This is a genomic window from Rhizobacter sp. P1_G5 (genome assembly GCF_056405435.1).
The window spans coordinates 1-11,751 of the sequence record NZ_JBFUCB010000131.1 but is presented as its reverse complement, the minus strand read 5'-3'; the positions used below and the strand labels follow the sequence as shown (position 1 = coordinate 11,751).

Here is an 11,751-nt window from a genome sequence, read left to right as displayed (position 1 = left end):
CTTGAAGTCTTCTCCTGTTTTCAGAAGGCCGACCTCGAAAGACAAGTGCCGCATGGAGATGTCTCCCGATTTCCCTTTGAGTTGGGGGAAGAACCTGCGGAAAGCCTCCAGCCTTGCATGATCATGCTGGAGCTGCTCGGTAAAGTGGTAGTTGGTCAACAAGAGTTCCTGCTCTTTCCAATTTCCCAGCATGCGCTGCCCTTCACTGTCCATCAGCGCCTTCAGCCGCACAGCATCGGGCCGCGTATCGATCGACGACTGCAACGTGGCTCGCCGAGAATCGCTCATCGACAAGCCCGCCAATGGCGGCCCCATCACGTGGTGTGCAAACTCGATGTCACCGAACGAATGGGGCAGGCTCTTCACGAGGTCCACTTGAAACGCTCGGTGGAATCGCCGGGTCGCTTTCACGGCCGCATTGTTGATGCAGCGCAGCGCGGTGAGCGTGCGCTGGTCCGACACGTGGCCGGCGATGAGCGGGCACAGATCCGCCGCCAATCCACCCAGGGGCAACAAGGCCGCGAGGACGGTCGCGGACCCCTGTCGTGCCAGTTCCGGGCGCAAGAGGGGGGCAGGACTCGTCCGGCGAAGGAAGTTCAGAGTCGGCCTGAGCGGCTTCTCCATTCCGACGTACCTGGGGTCGGTGTCCTTCATTTTTGGATACGCTCTGGGGAAGTTGCCGTTGAAGACCAAATGGATGTCGAGGCATATAGGCCGCGCCTTGCAGATGGCGAACAAGCCCAGGCATGTCCGAGGTTCGTGGAACTCCATGAAAGGTTCGATCCGAACCCGCGTCAGCAATGGGTTGTTGTCGACGACCTTGGCCAAATGCTCGGTGCAGGCCTCCGGGAACACGAGAGTGATGTGTTTGCCGCGATCTCCGACCAACACGAGGGTTGCCAGGGCCGGCGCGGCCAGGCCCGGACGCGTCGGATCGATTGCATCCGGGCGGGCCAGTTCGGCCATCAGCCATTGCGGGCACTCGATCGATGCATCGGTGCAGAAGTGCACTTCGATGAGGGATCGGTTCTGCCGGATGCCTTTGCCGATCGCCTCGGCGGCCTTTTGTGTCACGGCAGGTACGTCGAGTTTGAAGGCAAGCAGGTGCGGACTGTCGCCAATGGCGGGGCCGAGCCCGGTGTCGCAAGGCTCGCCGGACAGGACGGGCTTCGAGATGCTCAGCATGGCCAGCGACGTCATGGAGGGCAGAGCGGCGGCCAGTGCTTTCAGGCCGGAGAACTCGATCGCGCAGCCGTGCAGATTCAGTTCGAAGGGGGGGGCCTCGCGGCGTTGAGACAAGGCAGTGTGCAGCCCGTCGACGCACGCTTCGGTGAAAACGCATCCTTGCGCGAATTCGATCTGATGAACGCTTGGCAGGTCTTTCAGACTCTCGGCAACGATGCTCGCGTTCTCGACGATGCCATGCAGGCGCTTGAGCCGGAATGTCGTCACGACCTCACAAAAGAGATCCTTGTCGCCTCGAGCGAGGCATTGCTGGGCGAACCACAGCGCGCACGCGGGATGCAAGGTCGGCCGATGCTTGTCAATCGCCTCGTACCTGGCACGCGTGGTTTGATCGGCGGCAGAGATGTCGATGCCCTTGTCGTGCAGCTTGGTGGTCAGCGACTGGCCTTGCGTGACGAGAGTTGTCGCGGCGCCGCCCCGCGGGCGTGCGTCCAAGCGGCTTTCGCGTGCAACCTTCGTGATGAGCAGCATGGCGCCCCCTGATTGATGACAGGGCGTGGGTGACAGCCGCCATCGAAATGGTTCCAGCCAGCGCTTGCGCTATTCGATCCGTCCTTCCCACGCCGCGAACTCCAGCGGCCGCAGGCCGAAGCGAACCGCATTGCCGGCATGCAGGCTCTTGAACTCGGTGAGCACCAGCGTGACGAAATGCTCCCGGTCTTCCAGGGCCACCGTTGAAGGAATCCTGGCGCGCACCGTCGCTTCGTCGACCGCGTCGCCGCCCCGAACGATGGCCGCGATGGCCTCGCCCAATGCCTTGCGGTAGCGAAGCCGGAAGACATCGGGCGGGACCAGGTCCCGCGTGACCGCGACATAGTGCTGGCACGAAGAGCCGTAGGCCGAGGCGAAGACGTCGCGCAGCAGTTCGATGCGGTTCAGTTCATAGACGCCGAGCATCGCGTCCACGTAGTCCTGCTGCGGTACGTCGATGAACGACAGCGGGCACAGGTTGTGGCGGATGAACGGGATGTTGGCGGCCAGCCGGGACACGCGCTTGTTCACGTCCTCGAAGGGTTGCAGGTAGGGCACGTGCACCATCAGGAAGAAGGCCTGCTCGAAGGGATCCCGGATCTCCGCGGCCGTCTGCACGACGATGTCGAACAGGGCCTCCAAGGGCTGTGGTGGCCCCGGCGGCTGGTACACGCTGCCGCCGATCCCGACGGCGCGGCGGCGGATGCGGCCCACGGCCGTCGGGTCGGCCATCAGGCCGTCCGACAGGAGCGCGTGCAGCGTGATGAGCGTGTGCGGCGTCATGCCCGCGTGCGCCGGGTCTCCCACCAGGTACTCGATGGCCTCCTTGTGGTTGAGGATCATCTTGGTTTCCTGCGCGTCCTTGCCTTCGGCCGCCTGGCCGAACGCGATCAGCCGCTCGGTGTCGAGGCGGCTGTAGGTGTTGCCTTCCAGCCGGGAGGAAGCCCACGACAGGTCGATCAGCAGCCGGGCGAGGATGTCCTTCGCAAACGTCCCGGCCGGCGCCTGCTCCGAGGGAGATTGCCCCATCGCATGCAATCGGTCGCGCAAGCCTTGCGGCAGGTAGACCGTCTGGTTGGGGAGGTAGTGCTCCAGGAACTCGACGTTGTAGCCCACCCGCCGGCGCTGCAGGCGCGGTTGGCGGATGTACGCCCGGATCTCTTCGCCTTCCGGGGATATGGACGCAGTGGYCGCGGCGATGGCGCGGGACCTGTCGGTATGGCCGTAGGTGGGAGGAGGTTCCGTGACCCCGACGGGCCGAGCCAGGTAGCGCGTCGACCGCGCATCTCCCTGCACCTCGAGGCGCTTCTGTTCGACGAGCGCAGCCAGTCGGCGCTGCAGGGTTCGGCGCTTGGTCTGCTCACCCAACGCCTGGGATAGCGCGTCAACACCGATGCCGGCGGGATGCGCGGCAATCAGCGCGACCAGACGATCGAACTCATGTTGTGGCGTGATTCGTGGCATTCGCGTCAAATCCGGCGAGGAATCGCGCCAGTATTGCGCCACTCGAAGTGGCGCGCAAGCCGTTTATCGCGCCATCTCCTCCATCGCCGACACGATCGCCCCCGGCGTCGTGACCCAGATCTCGCGGTGGTGGTCCATCACGTGCCGCAGCGCGCGCCGCAGGTGGCGCAGCCGGTACGGCTGGCCGACGATGTACGGGTGCAGCGCGATGCCCATCACCAGCGGCTGGCGCTGCGACTGCTCCAGCATCTCGTCGAACTGGTCGACGATCATCTGCGCGAAGTCCTTCGCGTCCATCTGCCGCGCGATCACCATCGGGATGTCGTTCAGCTCCTGCGGGTAGGGCACCGACCACAGCGAGCCGCCGCCGCGCGTGCGCAGGCGCACCGGCTGGTCGTCGTGGCACCAGTTCAGCGTGTAGTGGAAACCGGCCTCGGCCAGCAGGTCGGGCGTGACGTGGCTTTCCGAGATCCACGGCGACAGCCAGCCGCGCGGCGCGAGCGCATGGCGGCGCGTCATCGTGTCGCGGCAGTGCTCGATCAGCGCGCGCTCGTCGGCCTCGGGCAGCGTGCCCTGGCGGACCGAGTTGGTGTGGCCGTGCGCGATCATCTCGTCGCCGCGCTGCACGAAGGCATCCACCAGCGGCGCGCTCAGCTCGTACAGCGCGGTGTTCAGGATCACGCCGGCCGGCATCGCGAGCTGGTCGAACAGCTCCAGGCAGCGCCACGCGCCGACGCGGTTGCCGTACTCGCGCCAGCTGTGGTTCAGCACGTCGGGGTGCGGCGACGCCGGGCCGAGCGATGCCCCCAGCCCTTCGCCGAACGCGAAGTCTTCCAGGTTGAAGCCCAGGTACACCGCGAGCCGCTGCCGGTTGGGCCAGCGGAAATCCGGCCGCTGCGTGATCGGCGAGTAGTCGAAGCGGCCGTGCGTGCGCAGCGGGCCGAAGCGGGGATCCGGGGCAGGGTGGCTCATGGCGCAGGCCGAAGCAAGCTGCGCACCACCGTCACCGTGCAGTCCGACTGCGCCACCACCTCGGCCGACACGCTGCCCAGGTAGCGGCGCAGCCCGCCGCTGCTGCGCGCGCCCATCACGATGTGGTCGACCTGGTTCTTGCGCGCGTAGTCGACGATCGCGGTCGCGGCATCAGGCGCCTCCAGCACATGGAAGGTCACGCGCCCGGCCTGCTCGGGGCGCGTGGCCTCCAGGTCCTGCAGCAGCGGGCGCGCCCAGTGCTTCAGCTGCACCAGCAGGCCCACGTGCTTGCTGCCGCCGTCCTTGTCGAGCAGCTCGTCCATGCCGATGCGGTTGATCTTCAGCACCGCCAGGCACGCGAGGCGCGCGCCGGGCTCGGTGTGCAGCAGCCGCTGCACCGTGTCGCGCACCGCCTCGAGCAGCGCCGGCTCGGCATTCGCGACATCCACCGCCGCCAGCAGGATCGGGCTGCGCGCCGCCTGCCCGGCCGCATTGCCGCGCTCGGCCGGTTCCGCACCCAGCGCGGCGAACCAGCGCCGCAGCGTCTGCACGCGGCCGCTGCGCGAGCGCCGCGTCGCACGCTCGGTCAGCACCACCTGCTCCGGGTTCTGCAGCTCGAAGGCGAGTTGCGCGGCGCTCTGGTGCCGCTTGTCGGGTTGCACCTCCAGGCAGCGCAGCACCAGCTCCTGCAGCCACGGCGGGCAGTCGGGCCGCCACGCGAGCGGTGGCAGCGGATCCTGGTACAGCCGCTGGCGCAGCCCGCGCACGCTGGTGGGTGCGCCGAACGGGCGCTCGCCGGTCAGCAGGTGGTACAGCAGCACGCCGAGCGCGAACAGGTCGCTGCGCGGGTCGTTGCGGATGAACTGCACCTGTTCCGGCGACATGTACGGGCCGGTGCCCATCGGCAGCTCGAACTCCTCGTCGAGCAGGTCCGGCAGGAAGTCGTGGCGCGACAGGCCGAAGTCGACCAGCACGGCATCGCTGCGGGAGCCGTCCGGCGCCTTGCGGAACATGATGTTGCTCGGCTTCACGTCGAGGTGCACCACGTGCTGGYGGTGCAGGTCGTGCAGCGCGGTCGCGACGAGCGCGCCGACATTCACCACCTCGGCGATCGGCAGCGGCGCATCGTCGAAGCGCCGGCGCAGCGAATCGCCCGCCAGCCGCTCCATCACGATGAACGGCTGCCCGGTGAAGTCGCCCTTGGCGATGAACTTCGGCACATGCACGCCGGCGAGCGACGGCAGGATCATCTGCTCGACCTCGAAGCCGACGATGCTGGTCGGATCCTCGCCGCCCTTGATGCGCGGCACCTTCATGATCAGCGGCAGCGGGTCGTCGCTGTCGAGCCGCGTCACGGCCCACAGGTTGGCCATGCCGCCCTGGTGCAGGTGGGCGTCGAGCCGGAAGCCGTCGATGACCTGGCCGGCGGCCAGGCGCGACGAGGGCTTCGCGGGCCCGGCCTCAGTGTCCATCGATCAGGCGCTGGGCGAGGCGTTCGGGCAGGCCGGCGGCACGCACCTTGGCGCTCGCGGCCTCATGGTCGTACGGCACGCGGTGGTAGGTCAGGTCGCCACTGACGGTGTCGAAGGTGGCATAGGCGGCGGCCGGGTTGCCGTCGCGCGGCTGGCCGGACGAGCCGGGGATCACCAGCCACTGCCGCTGCGGCGACAGCGGGATCGGCACGCCCGGCACCGGCGTGAAATCGCCGACCTTGCCGGTGCCCGACAGGTGGAACAGCAGCGGCTCGTGCACATGGCCGCAGAAGGTGATGCGCGCGTCGGTGGCGTRCAGGCTGCGCACCGCGTCGAGCCGGCCGGTGACGTAGCCCCACGCGGCAGGCGCATGCGCGTTGGCATGCACGTAGAGGCGGTCGGCATCGCGCGCGGTGAGCGGCAGCTTCGCCAGGAAGTCGAGCTGCGGCGGGGTCAGCCGTTCGTGCGTCCAGGCGGCGGCATCGCGCGCGTCGGGCACCATCGTCGGCTGCGCGCCCTGCACCGCGGCCGCGTCGTGGTTGCCCATCACCGCGATCGCGCCGCCGGCCACGYGGGCCTGCACGCAGTCGACCACCCAGCCCGGCTCGGCACCGTAGCCGACGTAGTCGCCGAGGAACACGTGCTGCTGCGCACCCTGCGATTGCGCATGCGCGAGCACGGCCTCGACGGCCTCGCGGTTGGCATGCAGGTCGGTGATCAGGGCGAGCTTCATGCGGTCGCGTGCCGCGGGCCGGTCGGCATCAGCCGATGCGGCCCAGCAGCAGGTACTCCATCAAGGCCTTCTGGACGTGCATGCGGTTCTCGGCCTCGTCCCAGACGACCGATTGCGGGCCGTCGATCACGTCGGCCTCGACCTCCTCGCCGCGGTGCGCCGGCAGGCAGTGCATGAAGAGCGCATCGGGCTGCGCCGCGGCCATCATCTCGCGGTCGACGCACCAGTCGGCGAAGGCCTTCATGCGGGCCTCGTTCTCGGCCTCGTAGCCCATGCTGGTCCACACGTCGGTGGTCACCAGGTGCGCGCCGCGGCAGGCCTCGAGCGGATCCTTGAAGACCTTGATGCAGCCGGTATCGCTGACGCCGGCGGCCTTCGCGTCGACCTCGTAGCCCGACGGCGTGCTGACGTGCAGCGTGAAGCCGAGGATGCTCGCCGCCTGCAGCCAGGTGCTGGCCATGTTGTTGCCGTCGCCGACCCAGGCCACCACCTTGCCCGCGATGCTGCCGCGGTGCTCGATGTACGTGAAGATGTCGGCCAGGATCTGGCACGGGTGGTACTCGTTGGTCAGCCCGTTGATCACCGGCACGCGCGAGTTCGCCGCGAAGGCATCGAGCTTGGTCTGCTCGTAGGTGCGGATCATCACCAGGTCGACCATGCGGCTGATCACSCKCGCGCTGTCCTCGATCGGCTCGGCGCGGCCGAGCTGGCTGTCGCCGGTGGTCAGGTTCACCACCGAGCCGCCCATCTGGTACATGCCGGCCTCGAAGCTGACGCGGGTGCGCGTGGACGCCTTCTCGAAGATCATCGCCAGCGTGCGGTCGACCAGCGGCGTGTACTTCTCGTAGTTCTTGAAGCGCTTCTTGATGATGCCCGCACGCTCGAACAGGTAGGCGTACTCCTCGGCGCGGAAATCCCTGAACTGCAGGTAGTGCTTGATGAGGCTCATGCCGGGCTTCATGGCGTGGCAGGGGTTTCGGACAGGAAGCGCTTGACCAGCGGGCACAGGATGGCCACGATCTGCGCCGCTTCGTCGGCGGTGAGGATCAGCGAGGGCACCAGGCGGATCACGCGGTCGGCCGTGACGCTCAGCAGCAGGCCGGCCTCGGCGGCGCGGTTCAGCAGCACGCCGCACGGGCGGTCGAGCTCGATGCCGAGCATCAGGCCCTGGCCGCGCACCTCGACGAAGCCCGGCACGCCGGCCAGCTCCTTCTCGATGCCGGCCTTCAGCGCGGCGCCGACGGTGGCGGCGTTCTCGAGCAGCTTCTCTTCTTCCATGATGCGCAGCGTCTCGACGCCGGCACGCATCGCGAGCGGGTTGCCGCCGAAGGTGCTGCCGTGGTTGCCCGGGCCGAACACGTTGGCCGCCTTCGGGCCGCAGACGATCGCGCCCACCGGCACGCCCGAGCCCAGGCCCTTGGCGAGCGGCATCACGTCCGGCTTGATGCCGGCCCATTGGTGCGCGAACCACTTGCCGGTGCGGCCCAGTCCGCATTGCACCTCGTCGAGCATCAGCAGCCAGCCGCGCTCGTCGCAGATCTTGCGGATGCCCTGCAGGTACTCGATCGTCGAGACGTTGATGCCGCCTTCGCCCTGGATCACCTCCAGGAACACCGCGACCACGTTCGGGTTCTCGGCGGCCACCTTGCGCACCGCGGCCAGGTCGTTCAGCGGCACGCGCACGAAGCCTTCGACCAGCGGGCCGAAGCCGGCCTGCACCTTGGCGTTGCCGGTGGCCGAGAGCGTCGCGATCGAGCGGCCGTGGAAGGCCTTCTCGTAGACGATGATCTCCGGGCGCTCGATGCCCTTGTCGTGGCCGTACTTGCGGGCGATCTTCAGCGCGCCTTCATTGGCCTCCAGGCCGGTGCTGCAGAAGAACGCGTTGGTCAGGCCCGAGACCTCGGTCAGCTTGGCGGCGAGCTGCTCCTGCAGCGGCACCTGGTAGTAGTTGGAGCTGTGGATCAGCTTGCCGACCTGGTCCTGCAGCGCGGCGACCAGCTTCGGGTGCGCATGGCCGACGGTGTTGACGGCGATGCCGCCCAGGCCGTCGAGGTATTTCTTGCCGTCGGTGTCCCACACCCAGCAGCCTCGGCCGTGCGACAACGCGAACGGCAGGCGACCATAGGTCGGCATCACGTGGGGCATGGGCTGGGCGGCGGTGGTGGTCGCATTCATTGCGGGAAGACTCCGGAAGTGCGCAATACCGGGCAGCAAGGGGCGCCGCCCGGGGCCTTGGATTCTAAGGGTCGGTCATGGCACGCCGATAAAGGCACAGGCGCAAGCCCCTGGCGGGCCGCGCAATGTGCTGCGGCGCAGCATATTCGCGGCACAATAGCCGCCGGCCGACCCGCCATCCGTTCGACCCCACGCCCGCAGCACGCATGACCTCACCCTTGCCCCGCGAAGTGTTCATCCAAGGCATCACCAAGGATGGCAAGACCTTCCGACCCAGCGACTGGGCGGAGCGGCTGGCGGGGGCGATGTCCAGCTTCCGCCCCGGTGGTTCGGCGGGCGGCATCGGGTCGTTCATCGGCTACTCGCCGTACTGCGTGCCGCGCGTGATCAACGGCGTGAAGTGCGTGATCGTCAGCGAGGAGCTGAAGGCGCTGGAGCCGATGGCCTGGGACTTCGTGATGAACTTCGCGCGCGACAACGACCTCCAGGTCGTCGAGGCCTGCCTGCTGCCGAACGGGCAGTTGGCGCCGGTGCCGCCGTCGGCCCAGCAGGCTGCCTGATTCCTCGGGATCAATTTCCGGATCACCAATGAAAAAGGCCCGCTGAGCGGGCCTTCTCACTTACCACCTGGAATCTTTCAATCAGGCTGCGAGAGCCTTGATCTTGGCCGACAGGCGGCTCTTGTGGCGAGCTGCCTTGTTCTTGTGGAACAGGCCCTTGTCAGCCACGGAATCGATGACGCCCTGGGCGGTCTTGAAGATTTCAGCAGCCTTGGCCTTGTCGCCGGCGACAACAGCCTTTTGAACGTTCTTGACGACCGTGCGGAACTTCGAACGCAGCGCGGTGTTGGCGGCGTTGAGCTTCACGTCCTGGCGGACGCGCTTGCGGCCCGACGCGATGCGGACCGTCTTCTTGACTTTGGAGGAGGTAGCCATTTTGTTTGCGTGATCCAGGTGGGTGGGGCAAAGACCGCGAGTATAGCATTCACATTTCTGCCTCGGCAAATTGCGACACAAGAGGTGAGCAGGCGCTACCTATAATCCGCCCGCCTTCTGCCCCTTCCCCATGAACCTGCTGCGTGCCGCCTCCGTCGTCTCCCTGCTGACCCTGGCGTCGCGCATCACCGGGTTGGGCCGCGAGCTGATGGTCGCCGCGATGTTCGGCGCCGGCGCCTGGACCGATGCCTTCCAGGCCGCGTTCCGCATCCCCAACATGCTGCGCCGGCTGTTCGCCGAAGGCGCCTTCGCGCAGGCCTTCGTGCCCATCCTCGGCGAAACCCGCACCCGCGAGGGCGACGAGGTCACGCACCTGCTGGTCAACGCGGTCGCCACGGTGCTGTTCTGGGCGCTGCTCGTCACCTGCGTGGCGGGCATGGTCGCGGCACCGGTGATCGTCTGGCTGATGGCCTCCGGCCTCGCGCAGTTCGACGGCGCGGTCGTCATGACGCGCTGGATGTTCCCCTACATCGGCTTCATCTCGCTGGTCGCGCTGGCCGCGGGCGTTCTGAACACCTGGAAGCAGTTCGCGGTGCCCGCCGCATCGCCGGTGCTGCTGAACCTGGCGGTGATCGGCGCCGGCTGGGGCCTGGCGCCGGTATTTCGCCGCTGGGGCATCGAGCCGATCTACGCGATGGCCGTCGGCGTGATGATCGGCGGCGTGCTGCAGCTGGCGGTGCAGCTGCCGGCGTTGGCGCGCATCGGCCAGCTGCCGCGCATCGGCATGACGCCCGCGCGCATCCGCGCCGCCTGGCACCACCCGGGTGTGCACCGGGTGCTGCGTCAGATGGCGCCGGCTTTGCTGGGCGTGTCGGTGGCGCAGCTGTCGCTGCTGATCAACACGCAGATCGCGTCGCACGTCGGTGTCGGCGCGGTGTCGTGGCTGACCTACGCCGACCGGCTGATGGAGTTCCCGACCGCGCTGCTCGGCGTCGCGCTCGGCGTGGTGCTGATCCCGCAACTCTCGTCCGCGCAGGCCCGCGCCGATGCCGAGGCCTATTCCGGCCTGCTCGACTGGGGCCTGCGCCTGGTGCTGCTGCTCGCGCTGCCCTGCGCGGTGGCGCTGCTGGTGTTCACGACGCCGCTGGTCGCATCGCTCTACCACCGCGGCGCTTTCCGGGCCGAGGACGTCGCGCAGACCGTGCTCGCGTTGCGCGGCTACGGCGTCGGGCTGATGGGGCTGATCGGCGTGAAGATCCTCGCGCCCGGGTTCTACGCCCGGCAGGACATCCGCACGCCGGTGAAGATCGCCGTGGTCGTGCTGGTGCTGACCCAGCTGATGAACCTGCTGTTCGTGCCGCAGCTGGGCCATGCGGGGCTGGCCCTGTCGATCGGCCTGGGTGCGCTGGTCAATGCCGGCTGGCTGTTCGTCGGCCTGCGCCGCGCCGGCAGCTACACGCCGTCGGCCGGCTGGGCGGGCTTCACGTGGCGGGTGCTGCTGGCGACCACGCTGCTGGGCGCCTTGCTCGGATACGCCTCGCTGAAGCTCGACTGGATCGCGCTCGGCCAGCAGCACGGCGCGCGGGCCGCGTGGCTGGCCGCCTGCCTGGGCGGCGCGGCGATCGTCTACTTCGGCACCTTGCTCGCCACCGGGTTGAACCTGAAGCAGTTCGCACGGCGTGGTTGATGGCGACCCCTCGGCCGCCGGGTACGTCGGCCGATCCCCCGCGGGGATGCGGGCCGGCTTGGGGCGGCCCGGCGCTCGGCCCGCTAAACTCGTCGAATGGCCCGTCCGTTGCAGTTCGAAGCGCCCACCGTGCTGGAGTATTTCGCGTCGCTGGTGGCGGATGACGCCAGCCTGTCGCTGACCGAGGCGGCCGTCGCGATCGGCCAGGACGACGATCCCGGCCTCGACGCCCAATCGGTGCTGGCCGAGATCGACCAGCTCGCGCTGCGCCTGAAGCAGCGCGTCCCGGCCGATGCCGTGCCGCTGCAGCGGCTGCGCCGGCTGAACCACTTCTTCTTCAGCGACCTCGGCTTCGCCGGCAACGTCAACGACTACTACGACCCCGGCAACAGCCACCTCGGCACGGTGCTGCGCACGCGGCGCGGCATCCCGATCACGCTGGCGGTGCTGTACATCGAGCTGGCCACGCAGATCGGCCTGCAGGCGCGCGGCGTCTCGTTCCCCGGGCACTTCCTGGTCAAGCTGCACATGCCGCAGGGCGAGGTGGTGATCGATCCGTTCACCGGCCATTCGCTGTCGCGCGACGAACTCGACGAG

General features: G+C 68.1%; 11 protein-coding genes. 3 read left to right on the top strand and 8 right to left on the bottom strand.

The window, feature by feature from the left end; all coding sequences use genetic code 11:
- The 7 genes from AC1D12_RS12040 to AC1D12_RS12010 form a co-directional block, all read right to left on the bottom strand.
- Positions 1-1,716 (bottom strand): leucine-rich repeat domain-containing protein (locus tag AC1D12_RS12040; RefSeq protein WP_477840600.1); only part of this gene is annotated, 1,716 nt, incomplete at its 3' end.
- A gap of 69 nt (positions 1,717-1,785) precedes the next feature.
- Positions 1,786-3,180, bottom strand: a complete 1,395-nt coding sequence (locus AC1D12_RS12035; protein WP_477840598.1) for a Fic family protein — start codon at positions 3,178-3,180, stop codon at positions 1,786-1,788.
- Between the two features lie 63 nt (positions 3,181-3,243).
- Positions 3,244-4,152 carry a polysaccharide deacetylase family protein gene (locus AC1D12_RS12030; protein ID WP_477825211.1) on the bottom strand — a complete coding sequence of 303 codons (909 nt, stop codon included), beginning with the start codon at positions 4,150-4,152 and terminating at the stop codon, positions 3,244-3,246.
- Positions 4,149-5,624, bottom strand: a complete 1,476-nt coding sequence (locus AC1D12_RS12025) for a serine/threonine protein kinase (RefSeq protein ID WP_477840596.1) — start codon at positions 5,622-5,624, stop codon at positions 4,149-4,151. The genes AC1D12_RS12030 and AC1D12_RS12025 overlap by 4 nt, the downstream gene beginning before the upstream one ends.
- The gene (locus AC1D12_RS12020; protein ID WP_477840594.1) at positions 5,614-6,357 is read right to left on the bottom strand and encodes a metallophosphoesterase family protein; all 744 of its coding nucleotides are present in this window, start codon (positions 6,355-6,357) and stop codon (positions 5,614-5,616) included. The genes AC1D12_RS12025 and AC1D12_RS12020 overlap by 11 nt, the downstream gene beginning before the upstream one ends.
- A 28-nt stretch (positions 6,358-6,385) precedes the next feature.
- On the bottom strand, positions 6,386-7,318 hold the full coding sequence (gene argF, locus AC1D12_RS12015; protein WP_477840592.1) for an ornithine carbamoyltransferase: 933 nt from the start codon (positions 7,316-7,318) through the stop codon (positions 6,386-6,388).
- Positions 7,315-8,502, bottom strand: a complete 1,188-nt coding sequence (locus AC1D12_RS12010) for an aspartate aminotransferase family protein (protein WP_477840590.1) — start codon at positions 8,500-8,502, stop codon at positions 7,315-7,317. Before AC1D12_RS12010 ends, argF begins: the two co-directional genes overlap by 4 nt.
- Positions 8,503-8,738: 236 nt before the next feature.
- Between AC1D12_RS12010 and AC1D12_RS12005 the strand changes: the two genes are divergently transcribed.
- On the top strand, positions 8,739-9,092 hold the full coding sequence (locus tag AC1D12_RS12005) for a DUF3579 domain-containing protein (protein WP_047500672.1): 354 nt from the start codon (positions 8,739-8,741) through the stop codon (positions 9,090-9,092).
- 81 nt (positions 9,093-9,173) lie between these two features.
- Here AC1D12_RS12005 and rpsT read toward each other — a convergent pair whose 3' ends face one another.
- Positions 9,174-9,467, bottom strand: coding sequence for a 30S ribosomal protein S20 (gene rpsT / locus AC1D12_RS12000; protein ID WP_047500675.1), 294 nt, complete (start codon positions 9,465-9,467; stop codon positions 9,174-9,176).
- 130 nt (positions 9,468-9,597) lie between these two features.
- Between rpsT and murJ the strand changes: the two genes are divergently transcribed.
- Positions 9,598-11,154, top strand: coding sequence for a murein biosynthesis integral membrane protein MurJ (murJ, locus tag AC1D12_RS11995; RefSeq protein WP_477825208.1), 1,557 nt, complete (start codon positions 9,598-9,600; stop codon positions 11,152-11,154).
- A 96-nt stretch (positions 11,155-11,250) separates the two neighbouring features.
- Positions 11,251-11,751 (top strand): SirB1 family protein (locus tag AC1D12_RS11990; protein ID WP_477840588.1); only part of this gene is annotated, 501 nt, incomplete at its 3' end.